Origin of the sequence: Zobellella iuensis (assembly GCF_016746085.1) — a bacterium.
Classification (GTDB): domain Bacteria; phylum Pseudomonadota; class Gammaproteobacteria; order Enterobacterales; family Aeromonadaceae; genus Oceanimonas; species Oceanimonas iuensis.
Window position 1 is genome coordinate 207,397 of sequence record NZ_JAERTZ010000012.1, and the last position, 23,600, is coordinate 230,996.

General features: G+C 58.7%; 26 protein-coding genes. 16 read left to right on the top strand and 10 right to left on the bottom strand.

Annotated elements, in window-relative coordinates; genetic code table 11:
• Window positions 1-137 precede the first annotated feature (137 nt).
• Window positions 138-2,516, top strand: coding sequence for a penicillin-binding protein 1A (locus JKV55_RS04650; protein ID WP_202082663.1), 2,379 nt, complete (start codon window positions 138-140; stop codon window positions 2,514-2,516).
• A 63-nt stretch (window positions 2,517-2,579) separates the two neighbouring features.
• Here JKV55_RS04650 and oxyR read toward each other — a convergent pair whose 3' ends face one another.
• The 4 genes from oxyR to dusA all read right to left on the bottom strand — a co-directional run bounded on the left by oxyR (window position 2,580) and on the right by dusA (window position 5,797).
• Window positions 2,580-3,473, bottom strand: coding sequence for a DNA-binding transcriptional regulator OxyR (gene oxyR / locus JKV55_RS04655; protein ID WP_202082665.1), 894 nt, complete (start codon window positions 3,471-3,473; stop codon window positions 2,580-2,582).
• 127 nt (window positions 3,474-3,600) lie between these two features.
• Window positions 3,601-4,329 carry a glutathione peroxidase gene (locus JKV55_RS04660; protein WP_202082667.1) on the bottom strand — a complete coding sequence of 243 codons (729 nt, stop codon included), beginning with the start codon at window positions 4,327-4,329 and terminating at the stop codon, window positions 3,601-3,603.
• A 150-nt stretch (window positions 4,330-4,479) separates the two neighbouring features.
• A complete protein-coding gene (locus JKV55_RS04665; protein WP_202082669.1) occupies window positions 4,480-4,719 on the bottom strand; it encodes an HP1242/YdcH family protein in 240 nt (79 codons plus the stop codon).
• 31 nt (window positions 4,720-4,750) lie between these two features.
• Entirely contained in the window at window positions 4,751-5,797 is a 1,047-nt protein-coding gene (dusA, locus tag JKV55_RS04670) for a tRNA dihydrouridine(20/20a) synthase DusA (RefSeq protein WP_202082671.1), read from the bottom strand.
• Window positions 5,798-5,878: 81 nt separating this feature from the next.
• Between dusA and JKV55_RS04675 the strand changes: the two genes are divergently transcribed.
• Complete coding sequence (locus JKV55_RS04675; protein ID WP_237332663.1) at window positions 5,879-6,952, top strand: tyrosine-type recombinase/integrase; 1,074 nt, start codon at window positions 5,879-5,881, stop codon at window positions 6,950-6,952.
• Window positions 6,953-7,212: 260 nt separating this feature from the next.
• Window positions 7,213-7,455 (top strand): TA system antitoxin ParD family protein, encoded by a 243-nt coding sequence (locus JKV55_RS04680; protein WP_202082673.1) that lies wholly within the window; start codon window positions 7,213-7,215, stop codon window positions 7,453-7,455.
• A gap of 193 nt (window positions 7,456-7,648) precedes the next feature.
• On the opposite strand, the gene JKV55_RS04685 is transcribed toward JKV55_RS04680, so the two are convergent.
• Together JKV55_RS04685 and JKV55_RS04690 are read right to left on the bottom strand one after the other, a co-directional pair.
• Entirely contained in the window at window positions 7,649-8,089 is a 441-nt protein-coding gene (locus JKV55_RS04685) for a type II toxin-antitoxin system HicB family antitoxin (RefSeq protein WP_202082675.1), read from the bottom strand.
• A gap of 44 nt (window positions 8,090-8,133) precedes the next feature.
• Window positions 8,134-8,316, bottom strand: a complete 183-nt coding sequence (locus tag JKV55_RS04690; protein ID WP_096779883.1) for a type II toxin-antitoxin system HicA family toxin — start codon at window positions 8,314-8,316, stop codon at window positions 8,134-8,136.
• A 597-nt stretch (window positions 8,317-8,913) separates the two neighbouring features.
• On the opposite strand from JKV55_RS04690, the gene JKV55_RS04695 reads away from it, so the two are divergent.
• From JKV55_RS04695 to JKV55_RS04740, 10 genes are all read left to right on the top strand, one after another.
• Window positions 8,914-9,111 (top strand): helix-turn-helix domain-containing protein, encoded by a 198-nt coding sequence (locus JKV55_RS04695; protein WP_202082677.1) that lies wholly within the window; start codon window positions 8,914-8,916, stop codon window positions 9,109-9,111.
• A complete protein-coding gene (locus JKV55_RS04700) occupies window positions 9,108-9,323 on the top strand; it encodes a hypothetical protein (RefSeq protein WP_202082679.1) in 216 nt (71 codons plus the stop codon). Before JKV55_RS04695 ends, JKV55_RS04700 begins: the two co-directional genes overlap by 4 nt.
• Before the next feature lie 62 nt (window positions 9,324-9,385).
• Complete coding sequence (locus JKV55_RS04705; protein WP_237332664.1) at window positions 9,386-9,961, top strand: GPO family capsid scaffolding protein; 576 nt, start codon at window positions 9,386-9,388, stop codon at window positions 9,959-9,961.
• A 241-nt stretch (window positions 9,962-10,202) separates the two neighbouring features.
• Window positions 10,203-10,892 carry a hypothetical protein gene (locus JKV55_RS04710; protein WP_202082681.1) on the top strand — a complete coding sequence of 230 codons (690 nt, stop codon included), beginning with the start codon at window positions 10,203-10,205 and terminating at the stop codon, window positions 10,890-10,892.
• A 470-nt stretch (window positions 10,893-11,362) separates the two neighbouring features.
• Window positions 11,363-11,533, top strand: a complete 171-nt coding sequence (locus tag JKV55_RS04715) for a hypothetical protein (RefSeq protein ID WP_202082683.1) — start codon at window positions 11,363-11,365, stop codon at window positions 11,531-11,533.
• A complete protein-coding gene (locus JKV55_RS04720; RefSeq protein ID WP_202082685.1) occupies window positions 11,530-11,811 on the top strand; it encodes a pyocin activator PrtN family protein in 282 nt (93 codons plus the stop codon). Before JKV55_RS04715 ends, JKV55_RS04720 begins: the two co-directional genes overlap by 4 nt.
• The gene (locus tag JKV55_RS04725; RefSeq protein ID WP_202082687.1) at window positions 11,808-12,059 is read left to right on the top strand and encodes a hypothetical protein; all 252 of its coding nucleotides are present in this window, start codon (window positions 11,808-11,810) and stop codon (window positions 12,057-12,059) included. The genes JKV55_RS04720 and JKV55_RS04725 overlap by 4 nt, the downstream gene beginning before the upstream one ends.
• Window positions 12,049-14,247 carry a replication endonuclease gene (locus JKV55_RS04730; protein WP_202082689.1) on the top strand — a complete coding sequence of 733 codons (2,199 nt, stop codon included), beginning with the start codon at window positions 12,049-12,051 and terminating at the stop codon, window positions 14,245-14,247. Before JKV55_RS04725 ends, JKV55_RS04730 begins: the two co-directional genes overlap by 11 nt.
• Window positions 14,244-15,281, top strand: a complete 1,038-nt coding sequence (locus tag JKV55_RS04735; RefSeq protein WP_202082691.1) for a site-specific integrase — start codon at window positions 14,244-14,246, stop codon at window positions 15,279-15,281. The genes JKV55_RS04730 and JKV55_RS04735 overlap by 4 nt, the downstream gene beginning before the upstream one ends.
• A gap of 192 nt (window positions 15,282-15,473) precedes the next feature.
• Window positions 15,474-16,004, top strand: a complete 531-nt coding sequence (locus tag JKV55_RS04740) for an ogr/Delta-like zinc finger family protein (RefSeq protein WP_202082693.1) — start codon at window positions 15,474-15,476, stop codon at window positions 16,002-16,004.
• A gap of 246 nt (window positions 16,005-16,250) precedes the next feature.
• On the opposite strand, the gene JKV55_RS04745 is transcribed toward JKV55_RS04740, so the two are convergent.
• The 4 genes from JKV55_RS04745 to JKV55_RS04760 all read right to left on the bottom strand — a co-directional run bounded on the left by JKV55_RS04745 (window position 16,251) and on the right by JKV55_RS04760 (window position 21,865).
• Window positions 16,251-17,051: a hypothetical protein gene (locus JKV55_RS04745; protein ID WP_202082695.1), complete on the bottom strand. Its 801-nt coding sequence runs from the start codon at window positions 17,049-17,051 to the stop codon at window positions 16,251-16,253.
• Between the two features lie 171 nt (window positions 17,052-17,222).
• On the bottom strand, window positions 17,223-18,305 hold the full coding sequence (locus JKV55_RS04750; protein WP_202082696.1) for a toll/interleukin-1 receptor domain-containing protein: 1,083 nt from the start codon (window positions 18,303-18,305) through the stop codon (window positions 17,223-17,225).
• 970 nt (window positions 18,306-19,275) lie between these two features.
• Window positions 19,276-20,769: a GTPase family protein gene (locus JKV55_RS04755; RefSeq protein WP_202082698.1), complete on the bottom strand. Its 1,494-nt coding sequence runs from the start codon at window positions 20,767-20,769 to the stop codon at window positions 19,276-19,278.
• Entirely contained in the window at window positions 20,750-21,865 is a 1,116-nt protein-coding gene (locus JKV55_RS04760) for a YcjF family protein (RefSeq protein ID WP_202082700.1), read from the bottom strand. Before JKV55_RS04760 ends, JKV55_RS04755 begins: the two co-directional genes overlap by 20 nt.
• 92 nt (window positions 21,866-21,957) lie before the next feature.
• Between JKV55_RS04760 and zur the strand changes: the two genes are divergently transcribed.
• The 3 genes from zur to JKV55_RS04775 all read left to right on the top strand — a co-directional run bounded on the left by zur (window position 21,958) and on the right by JKV55_RS04775 (window position 23,598).
• Entirely contained in the window at window positions 21,958-22,407 is a 450-nt protein-coding gene (gene zur / locus JKV55_RS04765) for a zinc uptake transcriptional repressor Zur (RefSeq protein ID WP_202082702.1), read from the top strand.
• 38 nt (window positions 22,408-22,445) lie between these two features.
• Window positions 22,446-22,652, top strand: a complete 207-nt coding sequence (locus tag JKV55_RS04770; RefSeq protein ID WP_202082704.1) for a hypothetical protein — start codon at window positions 22,446-22,448, stop codon at window positions 22,650-22,652.
• Window positions 22,653-22,719: 67 nt separating this feature from the next.
• The gene (locus tag JKV55_RS04775; protein ID WP_202082706.1) at window positions 22,720-23,598 is read left to right on the top strand and encodes a bile acid:sodium symporter family protein; all 879 of its coding nucleotides are present in this window, start codon (window positions 22,720-22,722) and stop codon (window positions 23,596-23,598) included.
• Window positions 23,599-23,600: the final 2 nt, after the last annotated feature.

Genomic DNA, 23,600 nt, shown 5'->3' on the forward strand with positions numbered 1-23,600 from the left:
TTTGGGTAAGGATAGACGGACTCTGTCAGGGCGATGAAATTATTGCGGTACAAAAATAAAGCGCTCGAACAACACCGCCGACACAGGATATACTTGGACGCTGTTGGTTAAAAAATGATTTATCGGGTTATCACTCCATGCTCAAATGGCTCACTCGCCTGTTTTTATTCGGTGTTTTTCTGATTCTGTGCGGCCTGACCGCGATCTTTGTGCTGTATCAGCAGGTCAAAACGGAACTGCCGGATGTTTCCACTCTCAAGGACGTACGCCTGGAAACCCCCATGCGCGTCTTCAGCCAGGACGGCGAGCTTATTTCCCAATACGGTGAACAGCGGCGTACCCCCATTTCCGTCGCCGAGATGCCACCGCTGCTGATCGATGCCTTCCTGGCCACCGAGGATGCCCGTTTCTACGAGCACCCGGGCATAGACCCCATCGGCATCAGCCGGGCGGCGATAGTCTGGCTGAGCACAGGCGAAAAACGCCAGGGCGCCAGCACCATCACCCAGCAGGTCGCCCGTAACTTTTTCCTCAGCCGGGAAAAGACCGTGATCCGCAAGGTCAAGGAGATTTTCCTCGCCCTGCATATCGAAACCCTGCTGACCAAGGACGAAATCCTCGAGCTGTATCTCAACAAGATCCCGCTGGGGCATCGCTCCCATGGCGTTGCCGCCGCGGCCCAGGTGTATTACGGCAAAAACGTCAATGAACTGAGCCTGGCGGAAATGGCGATGATCGCCGGCCTGCCCCAGGCCCCTTCGGTACTCAACCCGATCAGCAACCCCCGCCGCGCCGCAGAGCGGCGGGCCATAGTGCTGGGCCGGATGCTGGAAACCGGCAAGATCAGCCGTTCAGAGTATGATGACGCCATGGCCAGCCCGGTGGCGGCCCGTTATCACGGTGCCGAAATCACCCTCAGCGCCCCCTATCTGGCGGAAATGGCCCACCAGTTTGCGCTTTCGATGTTCGGAGCGGAAGCCTACACCCAAGGGCTGAGCGTCTACACCACGGTACAGGCCGACGAACAGCGTGCCGCCAACGCCGCCCTGATCAACGGGCTACTGGCTTATGACCTGCGCCATGGTTATCGCGGCCCCGAAGCCACCTTGTGGCAAGGCAGCCCCTGGAGTGCCGACCAGATCCTGCAGCATCTCGACGAACAGCCCTCCTACTGGCCGCTGGAGCCTGCCGTGGTCACCGCCGTGGCCGAGCGCGGCGCCACCCTGCTCATCAAGGGCAAGGGCGAAGTCCGGCTCGACTGGGATAGCCTCAAATGGGCTCGTCGTTATATTTCCGACAGCCGCCAGGGCAATGCCCCGCGCCAGGCCGGGGACATCCTCAAGACCGGCGAGCAAATCTGGGTACGTCCCCAGGGCGAAGGTTGGCTGCTGGCTCAGTTGCCGGAAATCAACGGCGCCCTGGTGGCGCTCGAGCCCGCCAGCGGTGCCGTCACCGCCCTGGTCGGTGGCTTCAACTTCACCCTCAACAAGTTCAACCGCTCCGAGCAGGCGGCGCGACAGATGGGCTCCAACATCAAGCCCTTCGTCTACTCCGCCGCCCTGGACAACGGCTTCACCCTGGCCAGCATGGTCAACGACGCCCCCATCAACCACTGGGATGCCGGCAGCGGCAGCTCCTGGCGGCCGCGCAACTCTCCCAACGTCTACGACGGCCCCATCCGGGTGCGCGAGGCCCTGGCCCGGTCCAAGAACGTGGTCTCCATCCGCCTGCTGCGCGACACCGGTATCCCGGCAACCATGCAGCGGCTGAACGACTTCGGCTTCAATACCGCCAGCATTCCGGCCACCGAGAGCCTGGCGCTGGGTTCCCCTTCCGCCACCCCGCTGGAGATGGTGACCGGTTACGCCACCTTCGCCAACGGCGGCCACAAGATCACCCCCTTCGTGGTGGAACGCATCGAAGATGCCCAGGGCCAGGTACTGTACCAGGCACAACCGGTGACTCAGCAGGTGATCAGCGCGGAAAACGCCTTCCTGATCACCGAGGCCCTGAACTCCGCCATCTGGGGTGGTGTGAGCGACGGTCGCCGCTGGAACGGCACCGGCTGGCGCGCCGGCCGGGCACTGGAACGCAAGGACATCGCCGGCAAGACCGGCACCACCAACGACTCCCGTGACGCCTGGTTCTCCGGTTATGCCCCCGCCCGGGTGGCCACCGCCTGGGTCGGCTTCGACGACTTCGGCCGCCCCCTGGGACGAACCGCCCACAACCCCAACCTGGGTGCGGATCAGGTGACAGGGGGCGAGTTCGGCGGCAGTGCCGCCCTGCCTATCTGGATAGACTATATGAAGGTCGCACTCAAGGATTACCCGGAGCAGCCACGCCGGATGCCGGAAAACCTGGTGACCGTGACCATCGACAGCGGCAGCGGCCTGCGTACCGATGGCCAGGGGGTGGCGGAGTACTTCGTGCAGGGCACCGAGCCCAGGCGCTATGGCCGGGCCGGCAACAGCCAGCAGTTCGGCGGCACCAGCATTACCGACGAGCTGTTCTGAACCATCCACGGCGCGAACAGCAAAGGGGCTGGAGTTTTCCTCCGGCCCCTTTTTGATGCCCGCCTACAGCCGCTCCTTGACCAACTTGCCGATCACCTTGGCCATCTCATTGAAGCAGGGCCGGCGCACCGAATGGATACGATACAGCAGGGCTATGGTACGGCTGGGCTCGGGATCCGTCACCGGCAGGTAGCTGATGCCCAGGCTGCCGTTATGGAGGCCGATGGCGAGCCGGGGGATCAGGGTCAGGCCCGAGCCCGCCGCCACCATGTTGCGCAGGGTTTCCAGGCTGGTGGCCTGGAAGTGGGTATCCTCGCCGATGCCGGCGGCGAAGCAAAACCCCATGGCTTGATCCCGCAGGCAATGGCCGTCTTCCAGCATCAGCAGTTTTTCACCTTTCAGCTCTTCCAGGCTGATCCGCTCACGCCCGGCCCAGGCATGCTCCGCCGGCAACGCCAGCAGCAGCGACTCTTCATACAGCGGCAGGGCACCGAAGCTGTCCATATTGTCCAACTGAGCCAGGATCAGGCAATCCAGCTCGCCGTCGGCCAGCTGTTTCAGCAATACCTGGGTCTGGGCTTCGTATAAGTAGATATGCAGTTCGGGGAAGTGCTGCTTGAGCGCCGGAATGATATGGGGCAGCAGGTAGGGCCCCACCGTCGGGATAAGACCGATATGCAGCTCACCCGACATGGGTTCGGTAAAGGTACGGGCGATGTCCCTGAGTTCCTTGGTGGCCGCCAGCACCCGCCGGGCCTGGGCGGTAATGGCCTCTCCCGCCGGAGTAAAGAGTACCTTGCGGGAGGTACGCTCCATCAGCAACACCCCCAGTTCATCCTCCAGCTTGCGCAACTGGCCGCTCAGGGTGGGCTGGCTGACGAAGCATTTCTCCGCCGCCTTGCGAAAATGCCGTTCCTCCGCCAGGGCCACCAGATATTCGAGATCCCTTAAATTCACGCTTTCACCGTTCTTTCTTCGCTTTTGAGGCCAATAGTCACCGATTAGGTGACAAATAGGAAGGTCCGCTGCAGCGAGCCCAGAAAGAAAAAGGGGCTTGCGCCCCTTCCCTCACCGGCCCATGCTGTTACGCCAGATACTCCGCCAGTTCGTCGCTGCCGCCGATATGGCGACCGTCGATAAAGATCTGCGGCACAGTACTGCGGCCCGATACCGCTTTCAGGCTGATGCTGGTGGCGTCCTGACCCAGGATCACTTCTTCATAGCGCAGGCCCTGGTCGAGCAGCATCTGCTTGGCCCGGGCACAGAAGGGGCAGCCCGGCTTGCTGAACAGGGTAATGGCCGAGGGTTTGGCCGCCAGAGGATTGATATGGGCCAGCATGGTATCGGCATCGGACACTTCGAAGGGATCCCCCGGCTTGTTCGGCTCGATGAACATCTTGGCGATAATGCCGTCTTTCACCAGCATGGAGTAACGCCAGGAACGCTGGCCGAAGCCCAGCTCCTGCTTGTCCACCAGCATGCCCATACCCTCGGTGAATTCGCCGTTGCCGTCCGGGATCACCCGGATGTGTTCCGCTTCCTGCTCCTTGAGCCAGGCGTTCATCACGAAGGTGTCGTTGACACTGATGCAGACGATGTCGTCCACCCCATTCTCGAACAACACCGGCGCCAGCTCGTTGTAACGCGGCAGGTGGGTGGCGGAACAGGTCGGGGTGAAGGCGCCGGGCAGGGAAAACACCACCACAGTCCTGCCATTGAAGATATCGTCGCTGGTGACGTCCTGCCACTGCTCGCCCTGGCGGGTGCGAAAGGTCACCTGGGGGACTCTCTGTCCGGTCTTGTCGTGCAGCATACTGTCGTCCTCATCTGGAGTTGTGTCTCATTTGTAGACCAGTATGCCGCCAAAGATTTGATTATTGAAACAGTTTACGAACATCAAATTGATAGGTTAAATCTATTAAAAAGCGGAAAGAAGCCTGCACCGGCACCTTTCCGCTTTCGTTTACCCCTGGCCGTTCAGCAGACGCTTATAGATTTGGTCCTTCAGTTGCAGGCGCTGCATCTTCAGCTCTTCGAAATGCTGGTCCGACACCGGCATGTCCCGGGACTCCAGCCCCGCTATCTGGTGATCCAGCTTGTGATACTCGTTCGCCATCCGCGCGAAGTCGGCATCCAGCTGTTTCAGCTCGGCTATCTTGTCCACGTATTCAGGAAACTCTATGGTCAAGGCGTGGCTTCCCATGGGCTTGGCTCCTTTGTTGGCTGAGGATGCCTTAACTATAGTCGAGCACGGCCTCCGGTACCTTGGCCAGGGCCGCCTCCACCACCTCGACGCCGGCGCCGACTTTGTGGGCGTTCTCGCTCAGGTGGCGGCGCCAGGCCCGGGCGCCCGGCAGCCCCTGGAAAATGCCCAGGGTATGGCGGGTGATGTTGCCGAGATAGGTGCCCCGGCCCAGCTCCCGTTCGATGTAGGGCAAGAGATTGCGGATCACCTGATGGCGTCCGGGCACCTCGTGCCCGTCGTTGAACAGGGCCGCGTCCACCTGCGCCAGCAGATAGGGATTCTGGTACACCTCGCGGCCGAGCATGACGCCGTCCAGGTGCTGGAGGTGCCCCCTGGCCTCGTCCAAGCTCTTGATGCCGCCATTGATGGCGATGGTCAGGCCCGGGTAATCCCGCTTGAGCCGGTAGACCCGCTCGTAGTCGAGGGGGGGGATCTCCCGGTTTTCCCGCGGGCTCAGCCCCTTCAGCCAGGCCTTGCGCGCATGCACTATCAGGCTGTCGGTGCCCGCCTCGATCAGCCGTTCCACCAGGGTGCAGAGAAAGGCGTAGCTGTCCTGCTCGTCGATGCCGATACGGGTCTTTACCGTCACCGGTATGGCCACCTCGGCCTTCATCGCCGCCACGCACTCGGCCACCAGGGCCGGCTCCGCCATCAGGCAGGCACCGAACATGCCGTTCTGCACCCGATCCGAGGGGCAGCCCACGTTGAGGTTGAGCTCATCGTAGCCGCGCTGCTCGGCCAGCACGGCGCACTGGGCCAGGGCCGCCGGATCGCTGCCACCCAGCTGCAGCACCAGGGGCTGCTCCTCGGGGCTGAACGCCAGGTAGTCGCCCTTGCCGTGCAGTATGGCGCCGGTGGTGACCATCTCGGTATAGAGCTGGGCGTGGCGGCTCATCAGCCGGTGGAAATAGCGGCAGTGGCGGTCGGTCCAGTCCAGCATGGGGGCAACAGAAAACCTGCCAGAGCTGAAACCGCCAGCCGTAGCGGCTTCGCTCTGGTTTTTCCTTGAATTTGAATCTCTTACAATCTCGGTCATTTCACATTGTTCTCTAATGTTTTTCAGGCTACGGTATCCCACTGAGTATCCCACGCATATGGGATATCCAATGGAGGGAGCATGGCCAGTTTTACAGTGGAAAAGCGCAAAACGGCGGCGGGCGTCATACGTTACCGCTGCATAGTGCGCGTCAAAAAAGATAAGGCGATAGTGTATCAGGAGTCCCGTACCTTCGGGAAATTGACCGATGCCCGCACCTGGGGCAAGGCGATGGTGTCCCATATCGAGACCCAGGGGATCCCCGGGCAGGCGCCGGAGGTGCCGACCATTCGGGAGCTGATCGCCATGTATCAGCAAGACCCGGACATTGCCAAGAAGATCGGCCGCACCAAGGGCTATGTGCTCGACCTGCTGGCCGACAGCGATATATCGAAGCTGCAGGCCGACAAGCTGACCACCATGGCCATCATCAACCACTGCCGCGACCGCAACGCCGCCGGCGCCAAGCCGCAAACCGTCGCCCAGGACATCAGCTACCTGAAATCGGTCTACACGTCCGCCAAGCCGGTGTTTGGGATACCGGTCAACGACGAGGTGATCCGCGAGGTGATCCCCGTACTGCACAGCATGGGCCTGATTGGGCGCTCGGAACGGCGTAGCCGGCGGCCGACCAGCGACGAGATCGACAGGTTGCGCGAGGGCCTGGCCAAGCGTATGAACCACCGGGGCAGCAAGATCCCGCTGACCGATATCCTGGATTTTTCGGTATTAAGCTGCATGCGGATCAGCGAAGTGTGCGGCATACGTTGGGACGACATCGATGACGAAGCCCGTGCCGTCATGGTCCGCAACCGCAAGGATCCCAGGAAGAAAGCCGGCAACCATATGTGGGTGCCGCTGCTGGGCGAAGCCTGGAGCATAGTGCAGCGACAGCCCAGGGATGGCGATCTGATCTTCCCCTACAACTCCCGCAGCGTCACCGCCGCATTCCAGCGGGTACGCAACGACTTGGGTATAGAGGATCTGCGTTACCACGACTTGCGCCGAGAGGGAGCAAGCCGCTTGTTTGAAGCCGGATTCGGGATCGAAGAGGTGGCGCAAGTGACCGGTCACAGAAGCCTGAACCTGCTCTGGCAGGTGTACACGGAGCTATTCCCGGGGCGGCTTCATGCCAAGATGAAGGTGCAGGAATAAAAAAGGGCGCTTACCGCGTCCAGTGCTTTCAGTAGATCCTGTTGTGTGTCCGGTGCCAGAGCCTTCATCAGTTGAACAGCACAAAGTCCCCGATCTTGTGCCGGCGCCGGTATATCGAGGGCATCGCTACCACAAGCTCCGCTGCTGGCACACCAAGCAAACCGAAAGCTTGGCGCTGTGACCGGTCACACTGGGCAGATCAGGAAAGAACACCGAAACTGGGGTATGCTGGGGCAGGGTCAACAGTTGGGAATAGTGCTATGAGCCAGTCGGTAAGGTTTGGGGATGCATTTCTGTCCAATGTGAAAGCTCATGCTGCCACTGAAAACCGCACAGTGTCAGAGCAGATCCGACATTGGGTGGCCATTGGCAGGACTACCGAAGATAACCCCGACCTCCCCTTCAGCTTTATCAAGGATGCCATCGCAGCCAGCCAGGAGTTGAAAACTGGCAAGGTCAAACGGTACGTCAGGAGAACACCAAAATCCCCGAGAGCGGGATGAAATAGAAGATGAACGGGTCTGGGCATTCGTAGGATGTAACGCCGTTGCTGGCCCTTTCAACTCTTGGGAAGAGGCACAACAACAGTTCGATAAATTGGTAGAGGAATGGGGAATACACATCTACCTGGATTGGATGTGACTCCTCAAGAACTGAGCCCCTACCTAGTGGGAATCAACAGGGACTTGGTGTTTGTCAGATGCTGCGCTCTTCCAGTTCGTGGCGACTGGCCACGGCCAGGAAGTGGCTACGGTCCCGGTATTGTCCCTGTGAAGCCTTCACCCGAGAGTCAATCAGCTGAATCAGGCCGTCCGGCAGGCTGACGTTGATACGCTTGGGCTTGCCCATAAACTCGGTCAGATCCACGTCCAGCAGCAACCAGCCATCGCAGTGGTTATAGTCCTCCAGCTGTCGATAGTGGCGCGGGCCCAGATCCTTGATGCTATCGATGCCAGCCCCATTACTGACCATTTCCTCGATCACCATGGCAATCGCCTCGGTGGCCATGGACTTCACCTGTTCTTCACTGTCGGCAGCGCTGAAGCAGGCATAATCATCATTGCAGAGCGCAGGCACCACCAGGCCGAGCGCCTCCCCGTCATGCGACGGATATTCAACACCGACTGAAAACAACATAAGCACCTCCGCTAAATCCGTGTCAGGCCCAAGGAGCGGGGGGATTAGATCCCCGCCGCTTTCTTAATGGACTTGATGGTTCCGACCGGCAACGATTTCTTCGGGTGGGGGACTGGAAACGTTTTGCCCGTGATTGGCGAATACCAGATCTCGTGGCTCCCCTTCCCCTGCCGTTTGAGTTCGCAGCCGGCAGCCTTCAATTCCTTGATCAGGTCGCCTGACGTCATAGAACCTCCTAATCAAGTGCCATCAATATACACACGAATACACACGAAATCAAAAACAGGAGACAGCAAAGATGGGGCCCACCATCTCCCTTCCGGCTCTTTCATTAGCATCTGTTGTATCAGGCAATCTGTAGGCATACCAGTTGGCTGGTAGTAGCGCCTCTCCGCCTTTTGGCCACTGCAGGTATCGCTCTTACCGCCTGAACTGACCTCTCCCGGTCAGCCCAACACCAGATAAATGAGTGAGAAAAGACCAAGTTTCTCTCTTAACAGAAAAAATTCGCATGAGTTTTTCTCATGGTAGAGAGTCGGCGTATGGGTCCTTATTTATGCCAATAAATGACATGTAATGCCATGGTTTGTCATATCTAAAAATCAAGACTTAAACACACTATTTATTTGAAGGGTGACCGTATATGCACCCTATTTCATGGGGTTGATACTGTCCATCCACACAGTAAGCTGTAAAAAGTTCCGAGACATTCCGGGCTTTGAAAGATCGGAATTTTGCAGAACTCGGGAGGTTGCCGCCGCAAGCGATTAAAGGAAAATGCAGGCGATACAAGAACAAAGAAAGCATCCGAAAGGGGGGTGAAAATGCAGATGTTAAACACCAATGAGGCTGCAAAAATTCTGAACGTGCATGCCGTTACTTTGAGTAAGTGGGTGCGCAATAAAAAGCCCGGTCTGGTTTGCTACCGGGTTGGACGAGAACTCAAGTTCAAGCGTGAAGACGTTGAAGCGTTTCTTCATAGCTGCAAAACCGGCTGCAGGCCTGAAGAGGTGAAAGCGTGACCTTCCATACCAGTGTGAACGAACAAGTAGAACGCCAGGTAGCCGAGCTTAAACAGGAAATCACCGAGCTGAGGCGGGCGGCGGAACTGTTCAGAAACTATCCGGACAGTCCGGGACAAAGTTTGATAGCCGCTGTTGAACGCCTGGAAAGAAAGCAGCAGGCGCTGTTTTCAGAGCTTGGATTCAATGCCGGCGGCTTTTACCTGGTGTGATCCGATGGGTCGATGAGGCGGTGTGGAGACAGGCAGCAACGACCAACTACAGGAAACCAATAATGTCAGATTCAAGCATTCGCACCGGCTGGATATGTATTGCCACCGAAGGCGATACCGTGGACAACCGCCATATTTCAGCCCAATGGTTGAACGAAATGGCCAGCGCCTATAACCCGGATTTTTACACCGCCATAATATGGCCGGACCATAAGCGCACCGAGGATGCCATGGGCCATGTCATTGCCTTGAAAGCCGAAAAGGTGGCTGGGAAAACCAAGCTGTTCGCCGTGCTCAAGCCAAGCCGCCAGCTGCAGCTGCTCAACTCCATGGGACAGTATCAGTTCTGCAGCATCGAGCCCTGGCCCGACTTTGCCGGCACCGGCAAGCACTACCTGATAGGCCTGGGCGTGACCAACCAGCCGGCCAGCACCGGCACCACCCATATGCAGTTCAGCCATGGCCAGAGGATGATAGCGAAATCAGAGCCCTTGCGGTTCTCCCAGGCCAAGCAGGTCGGCCCTGATGAACTCCAGAAGCTGATCGATGAAGTGAAGCGCATTGCCAAGAGCCAGATGGAAATGGAGCGGAAGCTATATCACGCCGCCGACCAGGCGCGGGGCTTCTACCTGACATAAGGGCAACACCATAACGCAGGGCGGCCGGTACTGCCGGCTTCCACCAGCGGGATCACCTCAAGCCTACTTAGAGGGAAAAGGCAAAACGGAGCTGGGAGATAAATTTACCGGCACGGCCTTTCCTTGGCCGCGAACGAGACCAGGCGAATAAAGATAATTCGCAAGGTATTAAAGGGAATTAATTACGGCTGGGGTGTGGAAAAGCAGAACATGAAGAAGAACACAGCAAAAGGATAACACCATGAACGACGCTATTAATTTGGCTCTGGAAAATTTCAGAAAAACGAAACAATTACAGGTCGAACTGGACAAAGAAATTATTTCCCTGGGCGAATTAAGAAACAAGCTACTCCAAGAACGGGGAGAGAAGGAACAGCGGGTCAACACCCTGCTTTCTGCTGACGCAGATAGTCTGATATACGGTGACAGCAAAACACTGAAGGAAACCGGCCAGCTAAGAGCCGCCCTACTGATCCTAGATGACAGGGTGACCGCCATCGATAACAAAATCGGGTATCTCAAATCCCAACTGGCCGACGCCTACCTGGCCACCAAAAGCGCCCGCGACAGCTTCAATTCCCTCTATATGGAATGGCTTAAGAGCGAGGCGATGCGAACTATTCAGACCGGACTGGCCGAAGCCCTGAAACCGGCGGCGGGTTTTATCAAGGTGGGAAAAAAGATCCTTGGAAACAACGTGTTTGAAAGCATCGAGCGTAGTTTTTTCGAGTCAGGGATGGAGCGATTCATCATCGCTACCCTGTCGGAACTCTCCAGGAGTAGCGCTATCAGCGACGTGGTCTTGCTGCCTGGTGCCGAAGAAGTGGTGTTCCAAGGCTTTCAGCCGGCCTCTTTAAGCCACGAAGAAATCAACCTGCTGGGCAGTCCTGCAGGCCGCCACAAGCTCAAGATGATGAACCGCACCCAGTAAAAGCAAAAGCCGGGCAGAGGGCCCGGCTTTGACTGAGATCACCCACGCCAATGGAATCTCATTACTGCATATTCAAACCAGAGGCAAATAACGTGTCGTTTATAAACCACCTTGGCAAGAACACTGATGATTATGCAATCACCGATCCTGCGTGTAAAGCCCCTGCTGAAAAAACCGCCCTGTTGCACTTCCTGGTCGGGCTGCGTATCATCCCAGTTGCTGGCCTAGACACCCAGCAACAAAACAGCAGGCGGATTAGACACCCGCAGGCAGAAAGACACAAAGGACAATGCACCATCCCTCATTCCAAGTTAGCGGCCCCCATGGGCGGCTACGCTGCAACAGCTCTGGAGGAGGGGTTCGGGAGCCAAGCAGCTCGACTGCAAAGCCTCCAGCAAGGGTTCCTTTGTGCCCTTCGTCTTGCGGCTGCCCGAACCGCCTTTGTGCCAAAACACAAAGGACTCCCCAAGATGATCTATCAATTCCTGATCGCATCTCCCGGCCGTAAACTGGCCGAGCTTTCCCGTATCCGTATCGTTTCCGCCTTCGGTCGTACCGAAGCCGAGGCCCGCGCCCATCTGGCCGGCCCGCGCCTGATCTTTCTGAGCCGTACCCCGGCCCGTAAAGGGGGTGCCGCATGAGCCAGGTATTCTCCCCCACCCTGTTCCTGTTAATGGCTACCTATGGCAGCGTTACCGCCGTGCGCCTGGATGACGTGTCCGATCTCTATTTCGGCATGGCGCCACAAACGGCCAAGGCCAAAGCCACCGCCGGCCAGCTCCCCGTACCGGCCTTTCGCGCCTCCCAAAAATCCCCCTATCTGATCCACCTGGTCGACCTGGCCGAGTACATAGACGCTCAGCGACAGGCCGCCGCCGAGCGGATGCAGCGTCTTAGCGTTGGGGGTAAAACAGCATGACCAACCCCACCAAGCAGCGCATCGCCGAGAACGAAGAAAGCGTCCATAGCCTGGCCCTGGGCGTAACCGCCCTGGGCGATCTGCTCTCCAGCCTGGACCCGGCCGCCGGCATGTCGGAAAAGACCTTGCGGGGCCTGGGCTACCTGATCCACGAAGTGGGCAAGACCATGGCCCAGAAGCTGGACGAAAACAACCGGATCGACCTTGAGGAAGGCTTGAAGAAGCTAAGGGGGTCCCGTGAGCACTGAGCTGGCTCCTACCCTGGCCCGCCGCGCCCCTTGCATCGCTATCCCCGACTATATCGCCGGGGTCAAAGTGAACAAGGCACTGTTTGCCGGCCCCACCGGCCCGGAAGATCTGACGTTTATCGATCGCAAGCTGGCCCGGCTGGAGCAGGTCACCGCCGGCAAGCTGTTCGGCGAGTACCAACGCCGCCGGCAGCAGTACCAAGCGAAGTCGGCAAACCTGTGGCTGCGGATGGCGGCCGACACCGCCCAGGCGCAGCAAGACCGCTTCCCGGTGCCGATCCGGCGCATCAACGAAGAGGCACGGCGTGAAGCAGTGGCCCGCGAATGGGCCACCCAGGTTAACGCCATCGTCAGCCACCTGACCCAGGGCTTTACCGTTCCCCAGCCGGCCGCCGAACTCCTGGCGGCCGCCATGGCGCCGGCCCGCCAGTGGGGCTTTTCCCCGGTGCTGCCCGACCTGAGCGGCGAAGTGACCGACAAACACCTGGACCATGCCGCCAGTGCCGTGGCCCGGCTGCAGGATGAAGACTGGTGGTTGCGGCAGATCCGCCGCGCCTACCAGCGGCACCGGGAACTGGTGGCCATCATGGCCGGCGACGTGCGCCGGGGCGTCAGCCCCTATGTATCGCACCGGGCCTTTATGGATTACCGTTCCAACAAGGTCGCCCAGGCCCGCTGGCTGGCCGATATGCTGGTGGTCAACGAGGATAAGGGGCTGGAGCTGTCGCTGGCCGAGGCCCACGCCGCCAGCGTCTCCAACCCGGAGATTCGCCGGGTGGAACTGATGGTGAGAATGCGGGGCTTCGAGGATCTGGCCTGGGAGCAGGGCCACGCCGCCGAGTTCTACACCTGGACCACGCCCAGCCGGTTCCATGCCTGGAACACCGTAAAGGAAGACCGCGGCCGTTCGGTCCGCAATAAGCGTTACCGCGGTACCAGCCCGCGAGACGCCCAGGCCTACCTGTGCCGGCAGTGGGCTAAGGCCCGCGCTGCCATGGCCCGGGCAGGCATTACCGTGTACGGCTTCCGGGTAGTGGAGCCGCACCACGACGGCACACCGCACTGGCATATGCTGTTTTTCGTCGAGCCGGCACAACGCGACCAGTTGCGGGACATTCTCGGCCGCTACGCCTGCGAGCACGACCAGGACGAGATCAAGAACCACCGTTCGGCCCGGTTCGACGTGCTGGCCATCGATCCGGCGTATGGCAGCGCCACGGGCTACATTGCCAAGTACATCGCCAAGAATATCGATGGCCACCGGGTGGGGGACGACTACGAGGCCGAGGCCCAGGCCAACGAAACCGCCACCAACGTGGCCGCCTGGGCCAGCCTGTGGGGCATTCGTCAGTTCCAGCAGATCGGCGGCCCGTCCGTGACGGTTTGGCGGGAGCTGCGGAGGCTGCGGGAGGCGGTCAAGGATCCGCTGATTGAGCCGGCCAGGGTCGCCGCCGACGCCGGCAACTGGGCGGAGTTTATCGGCTCCATGGGAGGGGTCTCACTGCCCAGGCAGGACAGGCCGATCAAGCTGGCTCACCTGGTTACACCCTGTGCCAGCAAATACGGCGAGGATCTGCGGCGCCTGGTCGGCGTAACGTCGGCCGGGGGCTGCTCTATGCGGACCCGCCTGGATGGTTGGGCCGTGGTCAAGAAGTCACCGGCGCGGGGCTGTGGCGAGCGCAGCGAGTTGCCCTTAAGCGGCGGCAGCCGCGCCCCTTGGAGCTCTGACAATAACTGTACGGGGCGGATAGAACTCCCGTCCCTGGCCGTCGAACTGGCCGGCGCCGGGCTCGACGCCGTGGACCGGGGCAGGATGGAGGCCGGCGCCGTAGTCGTAGTGGATGGCCTCTATCACTGGATCCGTGACGGCCGGCTTTACCAGTCCCGCCACCGCCCCCAGTTTGGCCGGTCGCCGGCGAAGAACGGCAGGAAAGGATGGGCGGAAGACCGGGATCTGGAGCAGCTGCAGCAACACCGGCTGAACCACCAGGCTATGGCCGTGCTGGCTGGCGATCTGCCGCTCGATGAATACATAGAGGCCGCCCCGGATACCACCAAGGCCATGCAGGCCCTCGACAACCAGTTGGACAAGGAATACCGGGAAGCCCCGGTGTCATTCCGCCAAGATCAGTATCTGATCATGCTGTCCGGGTTCGTCGCCTCTTTCCAAGGCTGGGGGGAGCTATGAGCGTACGTAAATTGCCCACCGGCAAGTGGCTGGCTCAAGTGTTTCCAGAAGGAAGAGCCGGCCGGCGGGTGCGCCGCCAGTTCACCACTAAAAGCGAGGCCATGGCCTTCGAGCGGTTTCTGCTGGAACCAAACCAAGAACGGCCATGGATGGATGACGGGCAGAATGATGGCGACAATCGCCGTTTGCTGGATCTGGTGGAGACCTGGTTTAACCTGCACGGGCAAAGCCTGAGCGATGGCGAGCGGCGAAGGACCAAACTGCTCAACTTGTGCGAGGCCCTGGGGAATCCGGTGGCCACCGATTTCACCGCCCGGGATTTTGCCGCCTACCGCGAAGCCAGGCTTTCCGGGCAACAGCCTAACCTTCGTGCAACCCAGCAGGAAGGGAAAGGGGTCAGCCCGACCACCGTCAACCGTGAGCACTCCTACCTGAGGGCGGTATTCAATGAGCTGAAACGCCTGGGGGAATGGCAGGAAGACAACCCGCTGGACGGCGTGCGGGCCTTCAAGGTCGCTGAAAGTGAGCTGGCGTTCCTGTACGAGGTTGAGCTCAAGCGCCTGCTGTGTAGCTGTGCCGAGAGCAGCAACCCGGATCTGCTGCTGGTGGTCAAGCTGTGCCTGGCCACCGGTGCCCGTTGGTCAGAGGTCGAGAAGCTGCAGCAGTCCCAGATCTCCCCGCACCGGGTCACCTTCACCCGCACCAAGAGCAACAAGAACCGCACCATTCCGATCAGCCGGGAGCTGTTCGCCCAGCTCCCCAGGCGAAGGGGCCGGCTGTTCGGCGACTGCTACCGGGCGTTCGAGGTGGCCCTGGACAAGGCGGAGATCACCTTGCCCGAGGGCCAGTGCACCCACGTTCTGCGCCACACCTTTGCCAGCCACTTCATGATGAACGGCGGCAATATCCTGGTGCTGCAGAAGATACTGGGCCACTCCACCATCAACATGACCATGCGCTATGCCCACTTCGCCCCCGACCACCTCGAGGACGCCGTGAAGATGAACCCACTGGTGGCGGCCGGGCTGCAGTGATGGCGGAGAGGGCCACCAGGAGGCAGCCACGACGTAAACGAACACGCCACGGAAACCGCGCTCCTCCGCGCCCGCCTTCGCTCTTTACGTCATAAAAAATATGAAATTCTGCGGGTGTGCAATACACCCCGCCAAGCCGCGCCGTGACTGGGGTTCTGGCCGGGAAAGCGGAATTTCAACGAATGATCTTTTTTGAAGAAAAATGAAATTACGGCGGGGGCGCGCTGGATCCGGCAAGGATCGCAAAGCCGCGCCGGCTCTGCCTCTCCGGCCGTTTACGTGGCGAAAGTACGCCTGCCAGTGTTTTATCTGGCCAACAATAAACATGACAGAAACCGAGGCAGGGAAAGGGGTTGGCCCGTTTTTATGACGGGCTGGAAAATTTCACTTTTGAAATTATTAGGGGGCAATATGCGCTTTACCTGCCGCGCCTGTGGGGCAAAGGCTACCGTCACGAAAAACCACCGGATTTCCGCCGATTACGCCGAGCTTTATATCAGTTGCAGCGAGGTTCTGTGTGGGCACCGCTGGGTTGAATCCGTGGGGTACAAACACGAACTGGCACCCTCTCAGTTACCCATTAAGGATAGCAAGGTGTTCAGGCTGATCAGCAGCATGGCCCCGGCAGAACGGGAAGAGTTGGTGGAGCAACTGAAAAAAGAGTTACCACCTGTTATGGAGGTCAAACCGAACGGCCCCAGGATCATCAGGCGGTCAAGGTGACATGTCACACGTTCGAGCTATACTACTGCAAAATATAGAAAAGTGAGGGCCACAGTATGACGCTGGCAAGGCCGGGACACACAATGCCCCGGCAAAAGAAGTTAAAGCGTGTGTTCTTCCAGTTCGTGACGGCTGGCCACCGCCAGAAAATGACTACGATCTTGATACTATCCTTGTGATGTCTTTACCCTGGCATATTGAACTAAAATGCCAACATTGGGCTTTTTAGATACCTTTAATTAGTTTTCATCCAACCATGGATGATTCAAAATTATTTCGGTACCCAAAGCTATAGTTCTCTATATTATTAAACAGCACTTGAGAGTTCGTTGGTAGTTTAGATGAACCTCTAAATCCTTTAACAAACTCTTTCACTAATTCAGTAAAGTGATAAGATAAACTTGGATGTTGCAAAGCATCTAACAATTCAAGATCAAATTCTTTTTTTATATATATGCTTAAACCTTGAAGTTTACGTTGCCATTTGAATAGATAATCAGATTCACCTCCATCCTCCAGCTTTTCTTTTGGAGTAACGATTGACGTACCATGAGCAGCGACATTTCTTAAAGTGAAAATTGAGTTCAACCCTGACGATTTCTCTTTATCTAAAACTGAATCAATGTTTTTCCCAAAGACTTCTTTATACTGCCTCTTTAAATTATCCCATCCACCTTTAAACTCAACATCATCTCTATACTTAGCAGTAATTGAATATGCTCGACATATTGCAGTATAATCATCTTCAACCTTTCTAGATATTGATAGCTCGCCAATTCTACCTGCATCAATCTGCATAACCTCGCAAAGAAGTGCTCGTAACGACCCTTCAAGAACAGCAGCCAATTGATTAATATAGATTAAGTTAAGACCTATGAGCACAGGGCTTAACTTTATATCTGAATACTTTTCAGTAAAAATATAATCAGGATATCCTTCACCTGAAAATTTTGCTTTTTTCCTTATTTGAAGAGCAACTTCATCGCATGCTTTCAGCAAATAGGTACTTGTATTCATTTGGATATATTTGTAACTATTTCTTTCCATGCAACCATATTCCTATGACACGTATAAAATTAAAATACAACACCGTATAAAGTGTGTAATAGACTCCACCACCTAACCTAAAAAATTACACCATAAACACGAAACCCAACCTTGAACTGAAAGTACCGAGCATTGGAAGTCACTCTCAAACTCTTTGTTATCAATTCATCTTCATTCAATAACCTGCGAGTCAATCAGCATAGAAATCAATCTAACTATCGCATTTACACTAAAGCCACCCTGATCAAAAATAACCCTGACATTTTCATCAATTACTTCTCTATAGCTAATTTTCCCAGCTTCTTTAGGCTGAACAGTGAAATCAACATCTTCATATCTAAAGTAGCCCCCATTAAGGATTGATTGCCCGACCCCAACTTTATATAGTCTCGAAGAAACTTTAAAATCAGCCGTTTCCATTGATACATCATCATTAAGAACGAGGTTACACCAAATTTTAACAAGGTTACCCTTTCCATAAAGGTCATCAGAGATAATATTTAAAAATTCACTATAGTTGGATAATATAAAAGGATCGATTTTTATTCTTATTCCGATATCTTCACGACTTGAGTGCGTAGCAATTAAACCATGAGAATAAAGAGTTCGCTCTCCACCAAAGCCAGCCTGAATCCCTAACTCATTTAACCTATTGGAAATTACACGCAATGGTTCATCGCAAATAGAAACTGTTTTACCTGGCTCATTCGTCTTAGAAAACCTCTCCGGAAAAGTGAAGCTTATGTAATCCACTTTCTCTATTAACTTTGACTCTTCTGAAGATATGGTTTCATCAAAGCCTGACAATTCCACAAAGTCATATTCAGTATAGGACTCGGAATATTCGCATCCAAACTCACGGTTTAGCACCGTTATAATATTATTCATTCCATTTTCTGAATTAATATTAAACCCTTGCAGTAAGTTTAGCGGTGGCCTTAAACCACCCACATCCACACCTTTAATACCAATGGGAATAACCTTAACCCCCCTAGAATAAGCAAACCCCGATTCAAAATAGATCCAACTTGAAGAAAGTGAAGTCGGTGAAACAAATACAAACATCACCTTTGCCTTGTGTAAATTTTCTTCAATCTTATGAACCCAGTTATTACCAAAAGGGATACTTTGACCATCGCTAGATTGAAATATTTCAACCGTTTTTGCTGTGGTTGCTGATACCTTTTTGTGTAAGTATGAAATATAGTCCTTATCCGCAGATGAGTGACTAAAGAAAATTGTTGGTTTTTCCACTTCCCCTCCAATCTATAACGCTAGGCTAAACAGTGATCGTCAGCGATTCCACTGGAGACCACGACTTGATAATTAATGGTTTAATCAAACTTTTGGTTGTATATGCGTATCAGACTGCGACAATCTAAGTATCCCAGCCGAGAAAAGTAAATTATATAGTGTATGCGAACAGTGCTGTAAGAGGCCTTTAAACAAACGAAATCAGCATAATTTCCTGCAATGGGCACGCTACCGCCCGGGTCTTGCGGGCGACCTTGCCTCTCCTCGTCCCTATTGAGGTTGCTCTCTGCCAGTCGATTGGCATCGTATGAAGCTTTTGCATTATGACGTTACAGGCCGCCGAATGGAAGAAGAGCCCCGGTGTGCAGCATAGAGCCCCGGCCGCTACTGAGCCAGGCTGGAATTAATGCTCTGGGATCACCGAGGGCCCCTTCAGCTCGACGTGATATTGCCGGCTACCAAACCCTGGATTCAATGTGAGGGTCCAGGGCTCCGCCCTGGCGGGTATGGGCGGAGCCCATGAAGACCCCGCGAAACTGCAGGCCGGGACAAGTCCGCTACGCGATCACTGATGCATCAGGCGATACAAGGCTTTTTCGCGCCCTGCCAAACCGGGCTTTTGCCGAAAGATGCCAAGTAGAATGCTTTTGGCTGTGGGTAGGTATATCAAACACCCGGCTCAGCCTGCGGTAGGAAGCCCGGGAACGGGTGGAGAGTATAGCGGTGGCAGGTGCCAGAAAGTGCGTTTAGTCAGACCCTTGGTGATCCATAAGTATCCCAAGGAATTTATCACCACAATAAAAACAATAGCTTATTTAAAAATCCGCCCCATCGAGCATGGGGGCGACGGAGAAGCGGCCGCTGGCGAAGGAGGAGGTTCGGGTCGGGGAGTCTTGCGTCATGGGCACCGGTCGTCAGTACAAAAATCAAGCGGCGGAGTATACCCCAAAACCGCCCCCATGGGGAGGCCTCAGCCGTCCCGGTACAGGCCCCACATCTGCCGGCCCAGGCGGCGCAGCCGGGCCAGCTGTGCCTTGAGCGCCGGACTTTGGGCCCCTTGCCGGCGGCGGGCGAGCTGGGTCTGGATGGCGTCGTCGTGGGCGGCGGCCAGCCGTTCGAGCAGTTCCTCCAGCCCTTGCTGCGGTTGTCCCGGCGCCAGGCTCAGGGCCAGGGCCTGGTCGGCACCCAACAGCGTGCGGTTGTAGTCCAGCGCCTCCCGGATGGTCGCGATCTTGGCCGGGTCCCCGGGCGGGGCCGAGACCGGGGGCAGCAGCTCCACCTGGTTGACCAGGGCCAGCAGGGGCGGCGCCCGACGGCCACGCTGCTCGGGCCGGGCTAGGTAGGCGTCGAACGCCTGCTTCAGGGACAGATCCGCCTGCCGGGCCGACTGGTTGGCCTTCAGCAGCCAGAGCACCAGATCGCTGTCCGCCATCTGCCGCACCAGCCAGTCTTCGGCCGCCTCCGGGGTGGCGATGCCGGGGGTGTCGACCAGGTGCAGCAGAGGAATCCCCTCCAGTTGATAGCGGTACACCCGCTTGCGCTCGGTGCTGGGCAGGGCGCTCACCTCCGCCACCGTGCGTCCGAGCAGGGCGTTGATCAGGGACGACTTGCCCGCGTTGGGCTGGCCCACCAGCAGCACCCGCAGCGGGGCCGGGTCTGGTGCCAGATCCTGTTGGTCTTCCGCCAGGCGGGGATCCGGCGGCAGCTCCCGCTGCGCCAGCCGGAAGCGCCCGCCGTAGAGATCGATGGCCACCGCCGCCACCTCCGCCAGCAGGGCCTGCTTGAGCTGCAGTTGCAGCTGCTCGCTCATGCCCTCGAACAACTCGCCCAGTATCCGATCCCGGCCCGCCGCCACCCAGCCCTCGGGGGTCAGCAGCCGCAACCAGCGATAGGCGTCGTACCAGCGCTTGGCGGCGCGCAGCCGGTCCCGCTGCCGGTAAAGGCCATGCAGTCGGTCCAGCCGCAACTGCTCCACATAGGGCACATGTTCCAGCAGGAAACGGCGATAGCGCCGGCTCACCTCCTCGGTCAGCAGCAGCAGCTCGGGCAGGGTGAAGGCCAGCTCGGCTTCCCGGCCCCCGGGGTGGTAATCGGCCGCCACCTGACGGAACAGGGCCAGGCTGTGTTCCCGCAGCCGAGCCCACTCCGGCTCCCGGGCCAGCCGCTCCCGCCCCGTCGCCAGGGCCCGCTGCCAGATCTCCCGCTCGAAGGCCGACCACTGGCCGTCCGGCTCCGGCTGCCAATCCGGGATGGCCGGGGCCTGCCGTCGGCGCAGCCAGGGCAACGGCAGGCAGGCCAGCAGCAGCAACAGCAAGAACCAGCCCCAGGCACCGCGCTCGAACAGGTAGAGCGCGCCCAGCAGGCTGAGCAACAGCACCGGCAGGGCACCGCCGAGCAGCAGTACCAGAGGGAAGGCGGGCAGCCGTCGGCGCAGCAGCCGGAGGTTATCGGCGATGGGTTTCATGTTCTGCGGTGCTCCTGATGTCGTGCAGCGCCTGCTCGAAGCTGGCCCTGATGTCGCCGGCCACGACCTCTTCCCCCCGGCTCAGGTGATAGAGGTATTTGCAGGCGGCCCGGCCCAGGGCGTAGGTGGTGGCGAAACTCATGGCGGCGGCGGTGGCCGCACCCAGGGTCTGGCCGTAAAGGGGAATAAACTTGACCAGTTGGCGCGCGCCCAGGCGGGACAGGTAATGGAGCGCGAAGCCGCCGCCCAGGGCGGCGGCGAACTCGGCGAAGCGCCGCCTGTCCCACTCCAGGCCGTAATGGGCGGCCAGGCTGTGCAGCAGCTTGCCCTGGATGCCGGGCACCGCCACCAGGCCCACCGCCGGCAGGGCATCGCAGGCACCGGCGGCCCCCGCGTACCAGAGCAGCTCCCGGCGCAGCAGGGCGAAGTTGTGCTGCTCCCGATCCCGGTGCCGGCTGTGGTCGAGCAGTTGCCGCGCTATGGGCAGCAAGTCGGCCAGTTGCGCCAGCAAGGCGTCCAGGCCCTGCGCCTCGCCCGCCGGCGGCAAATCCAGCTCGGCCCGGGCCAGAGGCTGCCCCCAGGCCTGCTCCAGCTGTTGCTGATGCCGGGCCAGCGCCTGCCCGCGCTGGCGGGGATCGCCCACCAGCCCCAGGCCGGTGTGCACCGCCAGCACTTGCGCTATCCCCCCCTGGCGGCGGATGTCCACCAGCGCCTTGAGCAGGCCGCCCTGCTCAGGATCGTCGGCGCGCACCAGCACCAGCAGGGCATGGCTGCGGTCCTGGCAGGCACGGATATCCTCCGCCGGATCGTAACCCGCCTCGCCCAGGCCACGGGTGTCGAGGAAACGCAGCACCGGCCGGGCGGCGGGGAAGTCGTAGCCGGCGGCGGTGCGGGTGCAGGGGCGAAAGCCGTTGCCGACCTCGACCTTGCTATCGCCGGTCAGGGCCCGGATCAGGGAAGACTTGCCCGCCCCCGTCTTGCCCAGCAGCCAGAGAGTGGGCAACTGCGCCTGGCGGGCCCGGAAGGCCGGGCTCAACGCCGGATTGGGCTCCGGCGACAGGGCGGCGTAGAGACGTTTGAACAGATCCCCGGTCATATGGCTCCTCGCTGACTTTGCGCTCGGTCGCAGCCAAGGCGGCTGTGCCTGTGCTAATATGCCCGCAAAGAACTTCAGGATATCCGTTTTATATGACCGTGCAACGCCAGTTGGAGCAAGCCGAACGTTTATGCGAGCAACGCGGGGTCCGCTTTACCCCCACCCGCCGCCATGTGTTTACCCTGATGGCCGAACACAAGGGCGCAGTCAGCGCCTATGAACTGCTGGATCGGCTCAAGGAGCTGGAGCCCAGCGCCAAGCCCCCCACCGTTTACCGGGCCCTGGATTTTCTACTGTCCCAGGGCTTCGTGCACAAGGTGGAATCGCTCAACGCCTTCCTGTTCTGCGATCACTTCGCCGAGCACCATCCCATGCAGTTGCTGATCTGCAATCATTGCGGCCTGGTGATCGAGCTGCACGACGAAGCCATCAACCAGGCGTTCAAGCAACAGGCCGAGTTGCACGGCTTCGCCATCACCAGCCAGTCCATCGAGGCCCATGGCCGCTGCCGCTCATGCCGGGCAGAAACGCCCAACTGCTGATATAGTTAGGTGCATCCTGGCCCGTTCAAGGATGGATCATGGGAACATTGTTCAAATGGTTGTTGGTCCTGCTGATCGCCGTCCTGTTGTTGAGCGAGGTGAAGCTGAATACCTCGCTGTACAGGTACGAGGACAACCAGATTGAAATCACCTTTCCCAGCTGGCGGGCCGAAGACCCCTGGTATTACCTGAAATGGAACCCGGCAGAGGGAGAAGTCATCCACCGCCGCGGCCCGGAAAGCTGATCGGGATCAGCATGGGGGGATACCACTATGGTAGTATCCCCCCATTCTTTATTTCCGGGTACCCACCATGGCCGAGCTGCTGACCACCCTGTTCCTGCCCTTGATGCTGGCCTTGATGACGCTGGTGATGGGCATGACCCTGGAACCCCGCCACTTCACCCGCCTGTTGCGCATGCCGACCCCGCTGCTGCTGGGCCTGGGGATGCAATGGCTGCTGCTGCCGCTGCTGGCCTGGCTGCTGATCTGGGCCCTGGCGCTACCGCCGCTTATCGCCGCCGCCGTCATCCTGGTGGCCGCCGCCCCCGGCGGCGCCACCTCCAACCTGTTCAGCTTCCTGGCCGAGGGCGACACCGCCCTGTCGGTCAGCCTCACCGCCTTCGTCGGCCTGCTGGCGCCTTTCTGGATGCCGCTGGCGGTGGCCACCCAACTGCACTGGCTGGGCCAGGACGGCAGTGAGCTGGCCCTGCCCCTGGGCAGCACCATGGCCCAGCTGGCGCTGATCTGCATAGTGCCGGTGCTGGTCGGCATGGGTATCCGACAGCGCCGCCGGGCCTGGGTGGAGCGCCACCAACCGAGGCTGAAGCAGGGGGTGAGCTTTTTATTTATGCTGGTGCTGCTGGCGCTGGTGGCGCGCAACCTCAAGCAACTGCCCTCCCTGTTCAGCACCGCGGCCCTGGCCATGCTGCTGTTGTGCACTCTGGCCCTGGCCTGCGGCTACCTGGCCGCCCGCCTGGCCAAATGCCCGGAGGCGAGCTGCCGCAGCCTGGCGTTCGAGGTGGGCATCCAGAACGGCGCCACCGCCATACTGGTGGCCTACACCCAGCTCGGCTCGGACGCCCTGGCGATGCTGGCCCTGCTCTACGGCATACTGATGAACATCCCCGCCCTGGCGCTGCTGGCCTGGTTCCGCCGCCGGGGACGGATGGCGGTGCTGAGCGCACGATAAAC